The organism is Vibrio sp. TRT 17S01, from assembly GCF_050113695.1.
Classification (GTDB): Bacteria; Pseudomonadota; Gammaproteobacteria; order Enterobacterales; family Vibrionaceae; genus Vibrio.
In genome coordinates this window covers 47,699-67,259 of sequence record NZ_JBNJOG010000004.1, presented here as the reverse complement: position 1 = coordinate 67,259, position 19,561 = coordinate 47,699, and the positions used below count along the sequence as shown (strand labels likewise).

At 44.1% G+C, this 19,561-nt stretch carries 19 protein-coding genes and 1 riboswitch; of the genes, 8 read left to right on the top strand and 11 right to left on the bottom strand.

Features of this window, described 5'->3' with window-relative positions; translation table 11 throughout:
* Positions 1 to 2: 2 nt before the first annotated feature.
* The 3 genes from ACQEXS_RS08075 to yhfZ are packed head-to-tail and all read right to left on the bottom strand — an operon-like array spanning position 3 to position 2,154.
* The gene (locus tag ACQEXS_RS08075) at positions 3 to 881 is read right to left on the bottom strand and encodes a phosphotriesterase-related protein (protein WP_427013445.1); all 879 of its coding nucleotides are present in this window, start codon (positions 879 to 881) and stop codon (positions 3 to 5) included.
* Positions 875 to 1,252 carry a hypothetical protein gene (locus tag ACQEXS_RS08070; protein WP_427013444.1) on the bottom strand — a complete coding sequence of 126 codons (378 nt, stop codon included), beginning with the start codon at positions 1,250 to 1,252 and terminating at the stop codon, positions 875 to 877. The genes ACQEXS_RS08075 and ACQEXS_RS08070 overlap by 7 nt, the downstream gene beginning before the upstream one ends.
* Before the next feature lie 11 nt (positions 1,253 to 1,263).
* On the bottom strand, positions 1,264 to 2,154 hold the full coding sequence (gene yhfZ, locus ACQEXS_RS08065) for a GntR family transcriptional regulator YhfZ (RefSeq protein ID WP_427013443.1): 891 nt from the start codon (positions 2,152 to 2,154) through the stop codon (positions 1,264 to 1,266).
* 367 nt (positions 2,155 to 2,521) lie between these two features.
* On the opposite strand from yhfZ, the gene ACQEXS_RS08060 reads away from it, so the two are divergent.
* A complete protein-coding gene (locus ACQEXS_RS08060; protein WP_427013442.1) occupies positions 2,522 to 3,436 on the top strand; it encodes a LysR family transcriptional regulator in 915 nt (304 codons plus the stop codon).
* A 34-nt stretch (positions 3,437 to 3,470) separates the two neighbouring features.
* Here the strand turns inward: ACQEXS_RS08060 and ACQEXS_RS08055 are convergent, their stop codons facing one another.
* Entirely contained in the window at positions 3,471 to 4,475 is a 1,005-nt protein-coding gene (locus tag ACQEXS_RS08055) for a DUF1214 domain-containing protein (protein WP_427013441.1), read from the bottom strand.
* Positions 4,476 to 4,867: 392 nt separating this feature from the next.
* Between ACQEXS_RS08055 and ACQEXS_RS08050 the strand changes: the two genes are divergently transcribed.
* Positions 4,868 to 5,158, top strand: coding sequence for a hypothetical protein (locus ACQEXS_RS08050; RefSeq protein ID WP_367990548.1), 291 nt, complete (start codon positions 4,868 to 4,870; stop codon positions 5,156 to 5,158).
* Positions 5,159 to 5,219: 61 nt separating this feature from the next.
* Here ACQEXS_RS08050 and ACQEXS_RS08045 read toward each other — a convergent pair whose 3' ends face one another.
* From ACQEXS_RS08045 to ACQEXS_RS08030, 4 genes are all read right to left on the bottom strand, one after another.
* Positions 5,220 to 5,669, bottom strand: coding sequence for a hypothetical protein (locus tag ACQEXS_RS08045; RefSeq protein WP_427013440.1), 450 nt, complete (start codon positions 5,667 to 5,669; stop codon positions 5,220 to 5,222).
* A 35-nt stretch (positions 5,670 to 5,704) separates the two neighbouring features.
* A complete protein-coding gene (locus ACQEXS_RS08040; protein ID WP_367990544.1) occupies positions 5,705 to 6,457 on the bottom strand; it encodes a phosphatase PAP2 family protein in 753 nt (250 codons plus the stop codon).
* A gap of 197 nt (positions 6,458 to 6,654) precedes the next feature.
* A complete protein-coding gene (gene thiD / locus ACQEXS_RS08035) occupies positions 6,655 to 7,482 on the bottom strand; it encodes a bifunctional hydroxymethylpyrimidine kinase/phosphomethylpyrimidine kinase (RefSeq protein WP_427013439.1) in 828 nt (275 codons plus the stop codon).
* Between the two features lie 66 nt (positions 7,483 to 7,548).
* Positions 7,549 to 7,658, bottom strand: a riboswitch (TPP riboswitch).
* A gap of 68 nt (positions 7,659 to 7,726) precedes the next feature.
* Positions 7,727 to 8,227 carry a lactoylglutathione lyase family protein gene (locus tag ACQEXS_RS08030; RefSeq protein ID WP_427010548.1) on the bottom strand — a complete coding sequence of 167 codons (501 nt, stop codon included), beginning with the start codon at positions 8,225 to 8,227 and terminating at the stop codon, positions 7,727 to 7,729.
* A 124-nt stretch (positions 8,228 to 8,351) separates the two neighbouring features.
* Here ACQEXS_RS08030 and ACQEXS_RS08025 point away from each other — a divergent pair, with 124 nt between their 5' ends.
* The 4 genes from ACQEXS_RS08025 to speB all read left to right on the top strand — a co-directional run bounded on the left by ACQEXS_RS08025 (position 8,352) and on the right by speB (position 13,294).
* Positions 8,352 to 9,245 (top strand): LysR family transcriptional regulator, encoded by an 894-nt coding sequence (locus ACQEXS_RS08025; RefSeq protein WP_427013438.1) that lies wholly within the window; start codon positions 8,352 to 8,354, stop codon positions 9,243 to 9,245.
* Between the two features lie 110 nt (positions 9,246 to 9,355).
* Positions 9,356 to 10,186: an HDOD domain-containing protein gene (locus ACQEXS_RS08020; RefSeq protein ID WP_427013437.1), complete on the top strand. Its 831-nt coding sequence runs from the start codon at positions 9,356 to 9,358 to the stop codon at positions 10,184 to 10,186.
* Between the two features lie 261 nt (positions 10,187 to 10,447).
* The gene (gene speA / locus ACQEXS_RS08015; protein WP_427013436.1) at positions 10,448 to 12,358 is read left to right on the top strand and encodes an arginine decarboxylase; all 1,911 of its coding nucleotides are present in this window, start codon (positions 10,448 to 10,450) and stop codon (positions 12,356 to 12,358) included.
* Positions 12,359 to 13,294, top strand: a complete 936-nt coding sequence (gene speB / locus ACQEXS_RS08010; protein ID WP_367990532.1) for an agmatinase — start codon at positions 12,359 to 12,361, stop codon at positions 13,292 to 13,294.
* A gap of 60 nt (positions 13,295 to 13,354) precedes the next feature.
* Here speB and ACQEXS_RS08005 read toward each other — a convergent pair whose 3' ends face one another.
* The 3 genes from ACQEXS_RS08005 to ulaR all read right to left on the bottom strand — a co-directional run bounded on the left by ACQEXS_RS08005 (position 13,355) and on the right by ulaR (position 16,906).
* Positions 13,355 to 14,152, bottom strand: a complete 798-nt coding sequence (locus tag ACQEXS_RS08005) for an EAL domain-containing protein (RefSeq protein WP_427013435.1) — start codon at positions 14,150 to 14,152, stop codon at positions 13,355 to 13,357.
* Positions 14,153 to 14,965: 813 nt separating this feature from the next.
* Entirely contained in the window at positions 14,966 to 16,033 is a 1,068-nt protein-coding gene (gene ulaG / locus ACQEXS_RS08000) for an L-ascorbate 6-phosphate lactonase (protein WP_427013434.1), read from the bottom strand.
* Positions 16,034 to 16,150: 117 nt separating this feature from the next.
* Positions 16,151 to 16,906, bottom strand: a complete 756-nt coding sequence (ulaR, locus tag ACQEXS_RS07995; protein WP_427010555.1) for an HTH-type transcriptional regulator UlaR — start codon at positions 16,904 to 16,906, stop codon at positions 16,151 to 16,153.
* Between the two features lie 366 nt (positions 16,907 to 17,272).
* Here ulaR and ACQEXS_RS07990 point away from each other — a divergent pair, with 366 nt between their 5' ends.
* Together ACQEXS_RS07990 and ACQEXS_RS07985 are read left to right on the top strand one after the other, a co-directional pair.
* Positions 17,273 to 19,033 carry a PTS ascorbate-specific subunit IIBC gene (locus ACQEXS_RS07990; protein WP_427013433.1) on the top strand — a complete coding sequence of 587 codons (1,761 nt, stop codon included), beginning with the start codon at positions 17,273 to 17,275 and terminating at the stop codon, positions 19,031 to 19,033.
* 46 nt (positions 19,034 to 19,079) lie between these two features.
* A complete protein-coding gene (locus tag ACQEXS_RS07985) occupies positions 19,080 to 19,556 on the top strand; it encodes a PTS sugar transporter subunit IIA (RefSeq protein ID WP_427013432.1) in 477 nt (158 codons plus the stop codon).
* Positions 19,557 to 19,561: the final 5 nt, after the last annotated feature.

Sequence of the window (19,561 nt, the reverse complement as noted above, 5' to 3'; positions counted from 1 at the left end):
GCCTATTTGAATAATTGGTAGGGGTTTTGTTTCATCATGATGTCTATTTCTCTCTCACTGATGCCTGCGTTGCGAAGCCTTGGTAAAAAGTCAGTGATCAGATAACTAAATCCAAGGCCACCATTGGCTTTGAGGTGAGAGCGTCGGGTAATGTCCATAGAGAGCATCACCCGTTCAAGAAGGCCACGCTGGGACAGTTCCACCAGCATGGCTATTCGTTGTTCATCCGGGAAATAGCTGTTCTTCCCGATGGTATCGAACTGGACGTAGCAGCCCTGATCGATCAACCACAAAATCTCTTGCAAGTTACTTTTCAAATCGCAATGACCGATAGTGACGCGCTCTAAATCAACGTGATGACGACGGAAAAACGCAACCTGTTCACGCCCCATCGTGCTCATTGATTGATGCGTAGAAATCGGTCTTCCTGTTTCTTTATGCGCAATAATGGCGGCTTCAAAGACCTTCTTTTCAAGGTCTGTAAAGGTATTCTCACTGCTGCCAACTTCACCAATGACACTGGCTTTGAGTTTGCTGCCTTCTAGCCCTTGCTCTAATTCACGCACCATCTGTGCCGCCAATTGCTTTGCGCTGTCTCGTTCAACTTCCGGAGGAAAAAAACCTTCAATGTAGTGACCCGTTGATAGCAGGACATTTATCCCGGTATCATTTATTAAATCTTCAATAAATTGAGGATTTCTCCCCATAAAAGAATTGGTGACTTCAATAATGTTCGAAACCCCCAACGCCACCAACTCACGCATTTCCGAGGCAATCAACGCATATTGATCAAGCCGACAATCAACATCCCCTTTCTGAGGTGAAAGGTCGATGTGCAGATGCTCATGGCAATAGGTATAGCCGGTCGGGTCGATCAACATGACGCTGCCTCACTGTCGGTTGCGCATTGCAAAGAAAACAAATTACTCACCAGAAAACTGGTCTCTGCTGAATTCGCCGCTTCAATGCCATATAGCGCCAATAGTTCACGATTGAGTACCATTAACTCCGAAAACCCCTCTTCTTGCTGGATCTCCAACCAAGTCTCTTCATCCAAACCCGCTTCGATTTGCTCATTGTTGAGGACTCTGTCCGCCGCCCGTGCCAAGTGAGTCACTAACATCTGGTACTGTTGATTTTCTTCATTCACGCCAAAGCGTGATACCAGTACGGGTAGTACTTTTAGCGTCGCTTGATAGCTGTGTTCGCTAATCACCTTGCTCTGCATCAAGAGGGTTAATCGTTGTTCCATTATTGTTGCACCTAATAACTTGGGGAGATCTCTCCATCGATCACCGCTTGTTGGTGACGACGAAGGACATCAATATTGAGTAACTTGCGCAAAAGAATACGAATATGTGGGCTGTCACTATTCACTAACATCACCGCTTCCGACGCCTGTGCACACTGCTCAAACTCATCCAATGACTTTTCTTCTAACTTAAGCCGTTGCATATCTGTGGCTTCTGTAAGCCAAACCACTGCATCAATTGCCTTACTTTGCAGTAGGTTGATACCTTCGCTATAGCTGATTTCCACCAACTCGATGTCTTTTCCAGCAAACGCTAACTCGGTTAGGACTTTTTGGTCTGGAGAATCAAAGTCGACCCCGACTCGTTGTATCTTTTCATACTCGCCCTGACGAAAGATCAACCGATGCGGATTAGAGTAAGAATAGGGGCCAAAGTCCAAGGCCGTAACCAGCCCATTGGCATATTCTTTAGCAGCCAGCCGCGACATGATCGCGACATCATAGGTTCCTAATTTCAAGCACTCAGCACGCACATTCGCACCACGCATATGGGCAAAGAAAACAGGAAAGTCATTCATCTGCGCCTTAATTCCACTGGCCAAGCCTTCATAGTGCTTGGTGTAAGGTAGTGGCATCGCACACACCATATGAGCAATACCCGCTAACTGAACTAACTTGGGTTCATTTAATGCTTCGATAATGGTGCCATTGCGCCCCTGACGACGTAGCCGTACGGCATCACGCTCCTCAATTGTAGTCAGTGCTTTTTGAATAAAGCCTATCGAAACCCCAAACTCCGATGACAGAGCATCAATGGTTTTGACTCGCTCACCCACGTTGGCCGAAAGTAAGTACTTAGCAACATTAATCACAGCAGAGCCTTCACGGCTGATGTATTGCATAACAATTCTAATCTTCAATATTTTGAAGATATATTAGTGGTAAATTTATCAACAAGAAAGCGGATAAAAACAGAAATGTGAGTTTTATCAGTATATTTTTTATTCAGCGCGGAATTTTGAAAAATATGATTTGCAAGGCTCATACGATAGCCACTTACAGAAGCTATATCTGGTGCATCTTTCTACGATAGGATCTCGCATGTCCATCGAAAAAAATATGCTATTGTAATACCGAAACGCCTAACCAGTATTACATATGAAAATGTAAGCACTTGGGCAACTGTATCTTTATTAACGGCTGAATGAACATCACCAGTAACTCCTATATAGATGCCAAGTGCACTACGGATTTAGACAACACCTTGTTATGAAACAATTGGATCTCAACTTACTTCGTATTTTTCTAGTATTACTAGAAACCCAAAACACCCGTATAGCAAGTGAGCAACTGGCACTAAGTCAACCTGCCGTTAGTAAGGCACTAGGAAGACTACGCGATTATTTTGATGATGAACTGTTTACCCGGATTCATTCTGGCTTAAAGCCAACCCCTCGTGCGCTTGAGCTGGGTGAGAAACTCCCCGAAGTAATGGAAAGCTTGGACGAAGTAATTCTAGATTCGCCAAGCTTTAACCCTGCGGAATATCATGGCAACATCACCATTGCGATTAACGGTTTTATTTCTAACTGGCTTGGTGCGCGCTTGTGTTTAGCTTTGAATAAAGAAGCTCCCAACGCACAAGTCAACATTGTGAACTGGAGCTCTCAAACGTTCAAAAAGTTACTTGATGGCGAGATTCAAGCAGCCGTTAACTACTCACCAATAGAAACCAGTAAACAGTTTACTCATCAGGTAATTGGAAACGATGATTTTGTTGGTCTGGTAAGAAAAGACCATCCGTTAGCAGGGAAAGTGCTGGTTAAAAGCGAGGTGAATTCTGCTGAATACGCCAGCTTAGTGATACCAAGTTGGAATGATACTCAACCATTTATTGTTAAGCATTTATCAAATGAAGTACTAAAAGTGAAGGCACGAAGTTCCTACCTGCATACCTTGTTAGATGTGATCAAACAGAGCGATATGATCTTACCATGCTCTAAGCAGCTTGCTCATTATCTTAGTGGTGAATTTGATTTTGTCTCCTTCCCTAATCACACACCAAAAGAGCTGAAGAATATTGTTTTGATTGAGTCGCACAACAAGCGTATGCACCCGATGCATCAATGGATCAAGCACAAAATCATTGCCACATTTCAAGATACCTTCCAAAAAAAACAATAAGCCTCTCAATCGAGAGAGGCTTAGTTCAACGCAGTTACTTAGCGATAGCGTTTGGAAAGTTTTGCATTTCTTCGACAGCTTTTGTCTTGTCGATTGGGCGATATGCACGCAATACGAAGTTCCAGCCTTCATCATTCACTTCAATTACATTGCTCTTTGCACCACAAATTTCACCTTCTGGTACAAAATGAATAGTGTAAGAGCCATCTTTATTTTGTCTTACCGAGGTTGAATCTACGCTGTTTTGATTGGTCATAAGCCAGCCTTCTCCAGAATAAGCAGTAATGGACCAGTAACCTCCTTTGTCATAACTCAGTGATGGTTGTTTAAAGGTAACACTAGAACACCCGACTTTGCCTATTCCCGCACGAGTTGCATATATTGCGTAATCCGCAGGTAACCCTGCCCAACCTGACGCGGTACCTATCATAAAATCCTTGTTATCTGAACTCGCAGTAATACCCGTTGTAAAAGCTTTTGCGGTATTAATGCTTGTTACTTGTTTCTCCCATTTTGCTCGAATTTCATCACGTGAAGCACTGTCCCAATCTTCAGCTGGCTTAAATGGAATTGCGGACTTTGCATCAATCACAGCTGCATCTTGTAAGCGATGTGCCTCATCCATACCTGCAGTTGTTGCCGTTCGCATTAGGATGTAGATATAATCCGATCCTGCGATTTTTGAATCGATATAAATCTCTTCGCCACCATAAATCGCCATGTGGTTGTCATGGTTATTATTGAAGAAATGCATAATTTGGTAGGCATCACCTTTTGCCAAACGGAAAGTCGCCCCTTTAGACACATCAACCACCGCAGTTGAGTACAACAAATCCGTATTAGAACGAATAATCATCTGGTTCTCGACGGTAACACTATCGCGGTTGTGGTCAAACACATTAATTGGCTGACGCTCTAGTTGTTGACTGAAATACAGATCAGTTTCTGCGAGAGCAAAGTTCTTATCGGTCACTTTAACAGCAGCCGTTGTCTGCATTGAGGTGATGGTAAGGAGAGTCACTAAGATGGTCTTTTTCATATCACATACCTTTATATCATCGTTAAGGGATAACTTAACCTTATCGATTTATGTTCAATGAAAGAAATGAATTGGTGTAATTAAGATAATAACGAAATTGAATTGCAAAGTTCGATTCAGACTAAAACATCGTTTTTAGCAATACATTACTCGTTGTGCTTCTTGCGATGTCGCAAAGGTGTTGTTCCATTGTATTTTGAGCGGATAAAAATAAATTTTCGAATATATAGCAAAAATAAAAGTCAATTCCACCAAGCTTTCAATCTAAGAAATGTCTACAAGAACCACCACAATTAATAAAGATCAATCTTCCTTGTTATTTCGCGCCGCATTTCATACGGCTGTTCTACACTAATAAATGAATTTCAGTGGCTGCAACTCAGGAGGACGCTATGATAGCCGTTCACAGAAACTATCTGCTTCAAAATGCCAAGCATTGGCATGCACACGTTGCCGTGAACCCTGTGGGGATCATTGATATCGAAATCAAAGAGAACCACGTTCATCACAGCTCTAGTTTTGACGATTTACAATTTGAATCCATTGCGAACAAAACGCGCTTAAGAGGACAGGGAAATTCGACTCAGTGGGAGGTGATGCTCAGCGATCACGATGCGCTTGAACTCAGCCACCTTATCCACGAAGCAAATGAAGAGTTAGAAACCTTATTACGCGATTTGTAATCGCAAGCGGAAACAATATCGGTACGTGATCATGTACCGGATAAAAGCTCAGCCTTGAAAGCTACTGTCGGCAGTATCTTTCAAGGGGGCTGGGATTTTCTTTTTCTAAGGTAAAGTACTGCAACGTCCCTTCAATCGGCTCACCATCAAGTTTTGCCATAACAAAATCATAATATGGCGTCTCTAATCTATCTTGTAAGCGATATTCTCCCACACCTTTCTTAGCAAGAACTAAGGTGTAATCTTTGATATCGAGTGAGGAAAGTTCGTTGGCAGGGATGATGGGAATATCAGAGTGGCGTTGGTTGAAGCGGTTAATTTGATAAGACCAGTCGGCGTACCATTCACCATCAAACTTAGGGCTGTGTCCCAGTATCGCAATGGGCCTACCCTGTTGATATGATTCACATATCTCATGTTTTGGTCCCGATTGCTCTACATCGGGGGCACATGCCGCAAGAACCCCGCAGAAAAAGGCTGTGATTCCAGTTTGGGAAGCTCTTGTCTTCATTATCGAATTCTATCTCAAAGTGACATTAATACTACTTATAGACCATGCAACCAGTTTTTGGGTAGTTTTTGCATGACTCGGTCGGCTAACAAGTTGAATTCCGGCACTAGCGCATACACCAAAGCCACAAACATTGCGGAACCGACGAGGTCAACCGGTCGATGCATCCCTAACCATAAACGGCTATACGCAACGCCTAATGCCCACAACAAGATCACACCAGCACTCGCATAACGTTTATGCTGCAAAAATAGTCCCGCGAAGAAAGCCACGCAAATGGATGCAAAAATCGTATGGCCTGATGGGAATGAGTAATCCGTTTCACCTAACCAATGATGAGTACGCCATGGACTCACTTTGGTCGACACCGTTTGAATCACTTCGTTCTGTTGATCCGAGCTTAGGTTGTAGAAGTGCGAAGCCTGAGGAATAAGGAGCTGGTTCACTAACAATTGAGTGTATGGACGTGGGCTCTCCGTCGCCATTTTAAGGCCAGTTTTGCTCGCAAAACACAGCACTAAAATCACACCCAGTTGAAGTAACTTACTTAAGATTTCTCGTTTGGTTAGGTTTAAGCGTAAACAAAGTGTGCACAGGACAACCAGTGTCAACAAAAAGCCTTTACTGCCCGCCGAATCCGTAAGAAGCGTAAAAAGAAAACCGGTTGAATCAGAAACGGGATCGAGCAAATCAATGTGGCTGACAGTCAGAGCCAATGGCCCTATCAATGTCAGAAAACAGCCCAGTAATATCAGACCATGTCGCTTATTATTAATCAGAGTATTCACGTTACACCAACCGAATTTACACTTGTACGTTCACCAGTAGAACCATTAGCGAATGGTAGTGGATGGTATTAAGGTAATTATCAACTCGATGTCAATTCGCGGAAAGATCAAAACACTTATAAGTAAAACGAGTAAGCGATTGCCAAAACAAGATCAGAATAGGTTTCATAGCGCTGTGAACCAGCGCTACAACTGAATCAACGAACATTGATATGTCCAGTAAAGAAATGGTTTACAGGGCCATGTCCCTGCCCTACTCTCAGTTCATCCGCATGCGTAATCGCTTGTGTGATGTACTGCTTACCCAAATACACGGCTTTATGTAGCCGGTTTCCCTGAGCCAAATAGGAAGCGATGGCGGAAGAGAGTGTACACCCGGTTCCGTGGGTATTTTTGGTTGCAACCCGTTTGCAGCGCAGTACGTCTATCGCCTCTCCCTCAATCAACACATCATTACTGCTTTCATCTTGCTCAAAGTGGCCGCCCTTGAGCAAAATGGCTTTCGCACCCAGTTGGCGAAGCGGCACAATCATTTCACCAATTTGTTCTTCATTATCAGGTAAAGCGAGGCCTGTTAAAGCAGCGGCTTCTGGCAAATTCGGCGTGATCAGATCAGCCAGTGGTAACAACTCTTTTTTCAAAGTGTCGATAGCCGAATCATGCAATAACATATCGCCACTGGTCGCAACCATCACCGGGTCAACAACAACAAAGTGAGGCTGATATTGAGTGATTTTGTTTGCCACCACACGAATAATATCCGCATCGGCCAACATGCCCACTTTCACAGCAACGATATTTAAGTCTTGAAATACCGCGTCTAACTGGCTCGCAACATGCTCAACAGGAATTGGTAGAATCGCCGTCACCCCTTGAGTATTTTGTGAGGTAATGGCGGTGATCACAGAACAAGCGTACCCTCCAGAGGCAGAAATCGCTTTAATGTCGGCTTGAATGCCCGCACCACCTCCGCTATCGGATCCGGCAATGGTAAGAACTATGGGGGTCATGTCTTGTGGCAGCATAATTACTCCTACAACAAGACGTAAAGAACTGATGGCTCGCCAACAATGACAAGCACTTCGCAACACAAAGTCGCGTCAATAGTTCCCTACGTCAGTGCTAACTGAATCAGGTTCAACGGGTCTCGCAATGCGATCTCAGCCAATGACATGGTCAGTTGGCTCCCCGACTATTCGTGCTCGATAGTATCAGTAAATGCTCGCTAGAGGCACACTATTTTAAAATGCTAACAAAGATAGCTCGCCCTTAGTATGCGCCAGCTGCGTAATGCAACTCGTAACTGTGGCTATAAATTTCAAGAATATTGCCAAACGGGTCTTCCATATAAATCATGCGATATGGCTTTTCCCCTGGGTAATAGTAACGCGGAGCTTTCATGCGCTTTTTACCCCCTGCAGCTACAATTTTTTCCGCCAGACCTTCGACATCAGGATCTTGAACACAGAAATGAAAAACACCGGTTTTCCAATATTCAAAATTATTCTCTGGGTTTTCCTGATTTTTAAATTCAAAAAGCTCCACACCAATGCGATCCCCGGTAGAAAGGTGTGCAATTCGAAAACGTTGCCAACCTGCACCAAAAACATCAGTGCACATTTCACCAATCGCTGAATCGTCTTCAGTAATTTCTGTTGGCTGCATAATCACGTACCAACCTAACACCTCTGAATAAAACTTAACCGCAGCCTCTAAATCCGGCACCGAAATGCCAATGTGGGAAAATGCTCTTGGGTATGCTGTAGACATATTTAACCTCGTTCAAAAGCGGGCGACATTGCCCCTTGAATGAGGTTTATGTTAGATAAGACGTTAACAAACAGGAAATTATCATATATTCTTATTTTAATAATTTTTTGTTATCAAAAATCCGATGCTAAATCCACTCTGGCTTAACACATTTAAAACCCTAATCGATGTTGGCCATTTTACGAAAACCGCTGACACTCTACACATGACGCAGCCAGGCGTCAGTCAACATATCCAAAAACTAGAACAAGCTTGCGGCCACCTGTTGATTCAGCGTGAAAAGAAACGTTTTGAGCTGACAGAACAAGGCAAGTTAGTCTATCAATACGCCAAGCAGTGCGAAGCGTCTGAACACGCCTTATTTACCCAGCTTGCCTTTGATGACCCATTCGCTGGAGTGTGTAAACTCGCAAGTTCTGGCGCCGTCGCATTATCACTCTATGCCCCGTTATTGGATTTACAATGTAAATACCCCAATCTGATCATAGAGTTAGAGGCTGCGCCCAATCATAAAATCATCAAGGGGATCATTGAAGGCAGTTTGGATATGGGAGTCGTCACGCACAAGCCTGACGATGCAAGATTGAAAGTCGTCTTTCTAGCCAACGAACCCTTATGCTTGATTTTGCCACCACACTGCAACGCAACCGCTATCACACCAGAAAAATTGAGAGAACTTGGGCTTATTCGTCATCCCGACGCCCACCATTATCTCACTCGCTATTTTGCACAGTGTCGTGATGAAAATCTTATGAATACTGACGTCGATGCGATACCCACTCGAAGTTATATCAATCAACTGAGCCAAATCTTATTGCCTATCTCAAAAGGATTAGGATTCACGGTACTGCCACAAAGTGTCCTAGAAAACTTTTCTGATAAAGCAGATCTAACCGTTCACCAACCGACCGATCCTGTCGTCGAAGCTTTATATCTGATTCAAAAAAATCACCGTCAATTACCGAATCGGTTCCACACGATAGAGCAGCAAATTCATCATACGTTAGCAGCGTCATAGCCAGCTAAACAATTAACCTTTCTGATGCTTTTGTATTAATTTCATTTCCTACCTATAGTTTATTTACCCATATTTAAGACCCTAAACACAGCATCAGAATGGAGATTATTATGAGTCACCCGGACTTAATTTCTCGTCTAAACGAATTACCCAGAATTCAGAAAGTACTGCAAGAGCTGTTAGATATGGTGAATCAGGATGATGTAAATTTTGGCGAGTTAACCAATAAAATCGCGATGGATCAGGTGTTAAGTGCCCGCCTGCTCCGCATGGCAAATTCTGCCCACTTTGGTGGCACTAAAACCATCTCTTCAATCAATGAAGCATTATTGCGAGTAGGAACGGGGCCAGTACGCACATTAGTGGTGGCTTCCGTGCTTTCCAGCTCCTTCCCTAAACTGAAAACCTTAGATTTAGAGCAGTACTGGACAGATACGTTTGAAGTGTCAGTGATTGCTAGCAAGCTGGCAGAAGAGATTGGCTCTGACAGCAATGAAGTCTTCACCACTGGCATCTTGCATAACATTGGTGAACTGATGATTCACACCCTTGTACCTGATGATGCGGTCAGAATTCAGCAACAAGTGGAAGCTGGCGCCGACCCGATAGCCGTACAAGAAGCATTGCTCGATATTTCAGCGCCCACGCTCGGCGCCAGACTCGCAAAAACATGGAAGTTCCCAGCCAAGATGGTGGATGCCATTGAGCATTTTCATGATCCACGAGATGCCGAGGTTTCTCCCAAATTAGCCGCTGTTTTGCATTTTGCCCGCGACATCCATCACAAGTGGGATACGCTGCAAAATGACAGCGAAAAAGCCCATTACATTGCCGATCACCCGGATTCTCGCCTACTCCATGTTTCTGCAAACTTCGCAGCCACAATTGACAAATTCCGCGGAAATGGCCGTGATCTAGCCCTGCAATTGAACGCCGCGTAAACCTAATTTTTATCACTGAGCGCAAGAATCAATGCCGTTTCTTGCGCTGATGCGGCACATCCAACAACTCATCGATTAATAATCGTGACGACAAAATTTATTCATTAGACTCTGCTGGCTTTTTGTCCGTTAATGCGCCCGACGCCACACCACTATCTTTGTAGGCGTCAGGGGTGATTTCAGGCCTTTCTGATTCACGTTTAATACCAATCGAATACTTCTAACGCATTGGTATCGTTCTCTGTTCTAGCGAGATTAGATGTGGAACAACCATCCAAATTAGACCGCGTTCGCGCTGATTACAACGTTCATTACTGGAGCCAAGGCTTTTACGGCATCGACAATCAGGGTGAAGTGTATGTTTCTCCAACCAGTGATAAAACGCACCAAGTACCTTTAAGCCAAATCGTTAACCAACTGGAAGCAAAACAGCTGAACCTGCCAGTATTGGTCCGTTTTCCGCAGATCCTGCACCAACGCGTGCACAATATCTGTCAGGCATTCAACCAAGCGATTGAAGAGTACCAATACCCGAATAACTACCTGTTGGTTTACCCAATTAAAGTGAACCAGCAGAAAGAAGTGGTAGACGAAATACTTGCCAGCCAAGCACAACTTGAAACCAAACAACTTGGGTTAGAAGCAGGCAGTAAACCTGAACTACTCGCTGTATTGGCACTGGCACAAAAAGCCAGCTCAGTCATTGTGTGCAACGGATACAAAGATCGCGAATACATTCGTCTTGCACTGATTGGTGAAAAATTAGGCCACAAAGTTTTCATCGTATTAGAGAAGCTGTCTGAGCTTGATCTGGTATTGAAAGAAGCAAAAAGCCTTGGCGTAAACCCGCGCTTGGGGCTACGAATTCGTTTGGCCTCTCAAGGCGCTGGAAAATGGCAAGCAAGTGGTGGTGAGAAGTCCAAATTTGGTTTGTCTGCTTCGCAAGTATTAACCGTGATCGAACGCCTAAAACAAGAGCAACAACTGGATGCGATGCAACTGGTGCACTTCCACCTTGGTTCACAAATGGCGAACATTCGTGATATCCGTAATGGTGTAAATGAATCAGCACGCTTCTACTGTGAATTGCGTGAAATGGGGGCCAAAATTGATTTCTTTGATATCGGTGGTGGTTTAGCGGTTGATTACGATGGCACTCGCAGTCAGTCCTCGAACTCAATGAACTACGGCTTAATTGAATACGCTCGTAATATCGTGAACACCGTAGGTGATGTGTGTCAGCAATATGGTCAGCCAAAACCCGTGATCATTTCTGAGTCAGGTCGTTCCCTTACTGCGCACCATGCGGTGTTGATCACTAACGTGATCGGTACAGAGACGTATTATCCTGAAACCGTCATCGCACCAGAAGTCGATGCACCAACGCTTATACAAAACATGTGGCGCAGTTGGGAAAACTTGCAAGATGGTAGTGACGCACGCGCTTTGATTGAGATTTACAATGACACCCAAAGTGACTTAGCAGAGGTCCATTCTCAATTCGCGACAGGTGTGCTGAATTTGCAACAGCGTGCATGGGCAGAACAACTCTCACTTAGAATTTATTATGAGTTGAACCGCCAAATGAGCACGAAAAACCGTTTTCATCGTCCAATTTTGGATGAGTTAAACGAGCGTTTGGCAGACAAGTTCTTTGTGAACTTTTCTCTGTTCCAGTCTCTACCAGATGCATGGGGTATTGATCAGGTCTTTCCTGTGTTGCCGTTATCAGGTTTAGAAGAGGTAGACGATCGCCGCGCAGTGATGCTGGATATTACCTGTGACTCAGATGGTGCTGTTGAGCACTATGTTGAAGGTCAAGGCATTGAAACAACATTACCAGTTCCCGCATGGAATAAAGATAAACCGTATTTAATGGGCTTTTTCCTTGTGGGTGCATACCAAGAGATCTTGGGAGACATGCACAACTTGTTTGGTGATACCCATAGTGCGGTTGTAACGGTCGACCAGCAAGGGCAATCCATCATTGAGCGTATCGATGAAGGGGACTCGGTAGAAGACATGATGCGTTATGTTCATATTGATGTAGACAAGATCCGCACCAATTACCAAGAGTTAGTTGTCCAGCGCGTTGCAAGCCATGAGCAAGATCAGGTATTAGAAGAACTTGAGCAAGGTTTACGTGGTTATACCTACCTAGAGGATTTTTAAATGAATGATTTGTTTACGAAAACTGATTATTCGCTGTATTCAAATTCAATGAGTTTTTTGCGCCGACCATACATACGTAATGCGGTTGCTGCTGATGCCGATTTGGTGGTACTCGGTGTACCACTGGATATGGCGACCTCTGGCCGTCCGGGTGCACGTATGGGCCCCGACGCAATCCGTCGTGCCTCAGTGAATTTAGCGTGGGAAGGTAAAAAATTCCCTTGGGATTTCAACGTCTTTGAAAAAATGAACGTGATTGATGCCGGTGATTTGGTGTTCGATTGCGGTGATGCAGAAGATTTTACCTATCGCTTAGAAGCCGCAACAGCTGAAATTCTGAAAAGTGGCAAGACCATGTTAGCCCTTGGCGGTGATCATTTTATCACGCTGCCAATTTTACGTGCTTATGCAAAGCATCATGGTGAAATGGCGTTGATCCATTTTGATGCTCATACGGATACCTATGCGAATGGCAGTAACTATGATCATGGAACCATGTTCTATCACGCGCCAAAAGAAGGTTTAATTTCTGCCAAGCATTCCGTGCAAATTGGCATTCGTACTGAATACGAACAAAGCGATCATGCCTTCAACGTGATCAATGCGATGCAAGCAAACGACATGAGCGCTGAAGAGATTGTTGCACAGATCCGCGAAATCACTGCAGATAAGCCAGTCTATGTCACATTCGACATCGACTGCCTTGATCCTGCATTTGCTCCGGGCACCGGCACCCCAGTTTGTGGGGGATTAAACTCCGACAAGGTATTGAAAATCTTACGTGGCTTAGCCGGAATGAACATTGTCGGTATGGATGTGGTTGAAGTCTCCCCACCATATGATCACAGTGATGTCACCGCATTAGCGGGGGCTACTGTCGCACTTGAGCTAATGTACGCATGGGCCAGTGGCAAAGAAAAGCCATCGCAACTGTAACAGCTTAAATAAGTAGACAAGAAGGGGAGCAAATGCTCCCCTTCTTTATCAAATCTCATGTCACTGTGCTATGGGCGGTGCTTTTTCGGGCCGTGCTAACCAATACCCTTGGAAATAATCCACCCCATTATCCATGCAGGCATCCAGCACCTCTTTTGTCTCAATCCCTTCTGCAATCGTTCTGGCATTAATCTGTCCAGCAAGCTTAATCGCGCAAGAAATATTACTTACTACCTTTTCCGGATCAGTCATGATAATACTGCGATCAAGCTTTAAGTAATCAGGCTGAATGGTTTTCGCACGCTCAGCCGTTGAACATTGCACACCATAATCATCCAAAGCGATACGAATGCCATGCTCAGCCAACTTGCTGATCCCCGACACCATTCGAGCATCATCACGCCCCTGAAGCTCCATGATTTCGTATGTGATTTGGTCCGATGTCAACTGATGCCGACCAAGGCTTGAAACCAAATGATCAATCGCAGCCTGATCATTGGCAACCAATTCAAAAATCGAAGGGGCAACGTTGATGAAGATCCGTGAGTCTCGATAACTCGAGCGTGCAAAGTTCAAGACATGGAGCACGGCACACATCAGCGTAACAAAAAGCGTTTCATGATCATCTTGCTCAATCGAGCGAAAATAGAGATCAGGGCGATAATACTGTTCATGTTGATCTTTGATTCGTACTAACGCTTCAACACCATGCACATTCATATTGCGATCAAAAATGGGCTGGAACACACTGGCAAACTTGAGATCCTTGTAACTCGCACACACACCATCTTGCTCGCAAAAGAAAATCGTTTGTTCTACGCGCTCTCGAAACACATGATAATCATAATCGATGTCCATTTTAGTTGGCCTCCAATTCGTGTGCCCCTATTCAGTTCAACCTCTATACAAAAAATAGATCAAAGATGATAAGAATATCACCAAAAAGTACTATAAGTCAGCGCTTTAACCGAACAGCTCCTATCAGTTCATTTTAGGAAGCTGAAACGGTGATATACGTCGAATTTGTCGCATACCATGCTGCTAAATAGTCAAAACAATGCCACCTAACGATCCAAAGACACGATTATTCGTTATTCAGTATCGGCATATCCATAATAAATCTTGATGTAAAAATGGAACTTTTTCTCACAAAAGGTGACCAATACTACACTCCTACATAAAAGTTGACAGTTTAGTGACGATTGGATTGCATTTATGTCTCATCGGAATGAATTCTGCATGAAGTTCCTATGAGGCCATTGACCCTTCGGCCGCAAACTGTTATCAAGTTCACGTAAATGTATGTAGGTGATCGTTGTTAAATACATTTATGTGAAGTAGATCGTGGATAATTTGTAGGAACACGACTACATTAATTTGGTAAAAAATAGTAAAAACAGCTAGTTACTCACTCAAAGTGAGCCCTATCGTAACGTGAGGGACATAATGAAAAAAGTAAGACGAGCTCAGTTACACCGTGTACGTATCCAATACTGGAAAGACTCACACAAAAGCACGGACAAAAAAGTCGTAACGAGCTAAACCAAGAAAAGAAGCTGGCTTTAATGCCAGCTTTTGCACATCTAGACACCAGTAACCATTCAAACCATCTTCAAAAATCCACCAGATACAAAAAAGAGGACCTCAGTCCCCCTTTTTTTACTCACCAATTTACAAAAATGCCTTAAACGGCAGCTCTGGCTCATCGATAAATATATCGCGGAACCCGCGGAAATGTTGATAATGCATTCGGCCCTTGTCGGTTGGATAAGTATATTTCCCCCCCACTTGCCAGAAAAATGGAGCAAAGCCATACTGCAACCGCTCTTTTTTCATCTTCCAAAGCACTTCGATTTCACGTGGATCATTCTGGAAATTCGCCCAAATGTCATGGTGGAAAGGCACAACCACCTCACAATCAAGTGACTCAGCCGCGCGTAAAATATCAGAAGAGGTCATTTTATCAGTGACACCACGGGGGTTTTCTCCGTATGAAAGTAAGGCAACATCAATTTGATATTCATTGCCGTGCTTAGCGTAATAGTTCGAGTAATGAGAGTCACCAGAGTGGTAAACCGAACCACCCGATGTTTCAATCAGGTAGTTCACTGCACGAGCATCCATACCATCGAGGATCGCTTTGTCAGTCGATGAAGTTCCTTCCGGCAGTGTAACTAACGCGGTACGGTCAAACGAATCAAGCACTCGAACCTTCACATCGCCAATCTCCAATACGTCCCCAACTTTAGCCACAATACATCGCTCTTCTGGCACACCCCATCCAGTCCAAAGATCAACACATGCTTGAGGCCCGATGAACTTCACATGCTCACCACAATTTTGAAGCACCGCCGCAGCCACGTTGACATCAATGTGATCCGCATGATCATGAGAGGCCATTACCGCATCAATTTCTTTGATGGCAAATGGATCCATCGGGAAAATCGATGTCCGCAAGTTAGGTTGTAATTCACGTACGCCACCCATACGCATCATTTGATGCTGATGCTTCATAAAAGCATTTTTCTGCGTTTTTTTGCCTGTCCCACACCAAAAGTCGATGGAAATATTGGTATTGCCTTCACTCTTAAGCCAGATCCCTGTGCAACCTAACCACCACATGGAAAAGGTATTTGGTTCAATCTCTGTATTTTCGATCTCTTCATTTAACCAAGTCCCCCATTCAGGAAAAGTATTTAAGATCCATGACTCTCGCGTGATTTCATTTACTTTGCTCATATAGCAACACCTTCTTATTTCACAAATTTTGGATGTAGGAAGCCACACACCTTTATCGAAAATAAAAGTGTGAGCCTGTATTACTTGTTGTTTAAACCCGTTAGGAGGAAGGAATCACTACACTAAGATGATCTCAGTACCTTGTGCCTGCAATGCATTCAGCACATTCGGATCAGCGTCCTTTCCAGTGATCACTATGTCGATTTTGTTGGTTGGACAAAAAAGCATGCCAGTCCGTTGCCCGACTTTGGAACTATCAACGACAACAACCAGCTTATCGATTTGTTCTAACATCTGCTGCTCAGCAACCGCAGTTAACATATCGGTTTTATATAACCCAGCTTCCGTTAACCCTTTGCCTGAGGTGAACATCCAATGGCCGGCATAACCACCCAATGAATCAGGGGAAGGGTTTAAAAAAATATTCTGTGCTCGGTTATATTGACCACCAATGATGATGACATCATCGTGATCTTCATTAATTAAATAGCTCGCTAATGGGAAATAATTCGTGACGATCTGAACATTCTCACCACACAGCTTCTGGCCAAGTAAAAACGCAGTTGAACCGCAGTTAATCACGACACTATCGCCAGGTTTACACAGTGCGGCAGCTCTTAAGGCGATCAGAGACTTCTCTTCATAATGCTCGGTGCTGTTGATATTAAGGGGAGTCCATTTCTTCTTTTTAACCTGAATACGTTCTGCACCGTTACGAACTTTCTTAAGCTTCCCCAACTCATCTAACTTTGAAATGTCTCTTCGCGCAGTAGCCGGTGAGACATTAAACGCATCGATGATATGCGCGACGTTGATGGTCTGATTTTCTTCCAGCAACGACAAGATACCGTGATGCCTTTGTACTTCATTCATGTTTATCACCTATTCTGTCATCAAGTGATTACTTAGTGATTATTTTTGACTTAATTTGATTCTATTAATCATCCAAACGATTGTCAATTTCTCTCTCAACAAATATTTGCCCTCAATCACACAAATGTATAACCAACTGAAAAATAAGGATTTTATATTTTTCAACGTGATCAACCTACCATTTATATGGTTTTTTAAGCGACAAAATTGATAAATATCAAAATAATCACAAATGAGCATTGAATGATTACTTTTGATTGCTAAGGTTTGTTCTGTGAGCAAATACTGAGCAAATTTCAACCTTCCAATTGAAATCGCTCTGACCTACACCACAACAAAATAAAACTTAATCCTAGGGGTAAAGATATGGAGTTCCTTTACGACATTTTCTATATTTTTTACAGCCAAGTCATGACCAAAGCCCCATTGCTGCTGGGCTTAGTAACCTTTATTGGCTATTGGCTACTCAGAAGAGACAAAACGACCATCCTGAAAGGCACCATCAAAACCATCGTTGGTTTTATGTTGGTTCAAGTGGGGGCTGGTACCTTGGTCGCAGGTTTCAAACCTGTGATTGCTAAGCTGTCGGAATATCACGGCCTAACCGGTTCAGTCATTGACCCTTATACGTCGATGATGGCAACCATGGAAACCATGGGTGACAACTACTCATGGGTTGGCTATGCCGTCCTTTTAGCGCTCGGCATTAACATTCTTTTGGTGTTATTCCGTCGCTTCACTGGTATACGCACCATCATGTTGACCGGGCACATCATGTTCCAGCAAGCTGGGCTCATTGCGGTGTTCTACTTGGTCTTAGGCGCAAGTATGTGGGAAACCATCATCTACTCTGCAATATTGATGGCGCTCTACTGGGGTATTTCTTCCAACATCATGTTTAAGCCGACAGAAGAAGTGACTGGTGGCGCAGGGTTTTCGATTGGCCACCAACAACAGATCGCCTCATGGATAGCGGTAAAAGTCGCGCCCAAACTCGGTGATAAGAAGGACAGTGTTGACCACCTCCAATTACCGAAATGGCTTCATATTTTCCACGACAGTATTGCCGCAACGGCGATTGTCATGACCTTTTTCTTTGGCATTATTCTGCTGTCTTTCGGGCTTGATAACTTGCAAGAAATGGCCGGAAAAACACACTGGACTATTTTCATTCTGGAAACCGGCCTTAAGTTTGCCGTTGCCATTCAAGTGATCGTTGCGGGCGTACGTATGTTCGTCGCTGAGCTATCTGAAGCGTTCAAAGGAATTTCTGAGCGAGTCATTCCCAATGCAGTGTTGGCGATTGACTGTGCTGCTATCTACGCCTTTTCACCAAATGCAATGGTATTTGGCTTTATGTGGGGCGCACTCGGGCAATTCACCGCCGTGCTTGCCATGCTGGCATTTGATGCGCCAATCATGATCATCCCTGGCTTTATTCCTATGTTCTTCTCCAATGCCACCATCGGTGTCTTTGCCAATCACTTTGGTGGCTGGAAAGCCGTCATGAAGATTTGTTTCGTGATGGGCATCATCGAAGTCGTTGGCTCAGCATGGGCAATCCATATTTTCAATCAATACGGCACCGAGTTTAACGGTTGGATGGGAATGGCAGACTGGGCCTTAGTCTTCCCTCCAATTATGCAAGGGCTATCTGCCTCTAAAATGTTCTTCTTTGTATTGATTGCTCTCGCTTTGGTCTACATGTTCTTCGCTTCGAAAAAACTACGAGCAGAAGAAGATGCCCAAGGAACGGTTGATATCAGCGAAGAGCCTGAAGTTGTTCAAGCGGTTGAGCAAGCAATCCGAGCCAGTGATGGCGTTCGCCCTGTCAGCATTCTTGCGGTGTGTGGCAACGGTCAAGGCTCTTCAATGATGATGAAAATGAAGATAGGGAAATACCTAGAGAAGAAAGGGATTCCTCATGTCATGGACTCTTGTGCAGTCTCCGATTACAAATCGAAACTCGCCACCACTGACATCATTGTTTCATCCAAACACCTTTCTGCAGAAATGGAGCCTGGTGAAGGCAAGTTTGTGCTTGGGGTGCAAAACATGCTGAATCCGAACTCATTCGGCGATGAGTTACTCGACATCATTAATAAAAACTTCGCAGAAGCAAAATAAACCTTCAGGTGCCGGTTTGGCCGGCACCAACACTGGAGATAGAACAATGGGACTTAAACAGTCATTAATCGATAACCATTCCATCAAATTACAGGCCCAAGCAAAAGACTGGCGTGAGGCAATCAAGATTGGCACCGACTTACTGATCGCCTCAGGTGCCATACACCCTTCTTACCATCAAGCCATTATCAGTAGCATTGAAGAGCTCGGCCCTTATATTTGTATCGCCCCGAACCTCGCCTTGCCGCATGCCAGACCAGAAGATGGCGTGATCAAGACCGCCTTTGCCTTAGTCACACTAGAAACGCCTATCTATTTCGAAGGAGAAGACGAGCCCGTTGACGTACTGATCACACTAGCTGGGAGTTCTTCCGATGAACACATGGAAGGGCTGATGGAGGTCACCCAAGTCCTCGATGATGAAGAGAGTGAAACCGGTGTCGACCTTGATAAACTGCGACGCTGTCGTAGCGTTCTGGATGTATTCAATGTGATTGATGATGCTCTGGCAACCCATGCCTAAGGAGA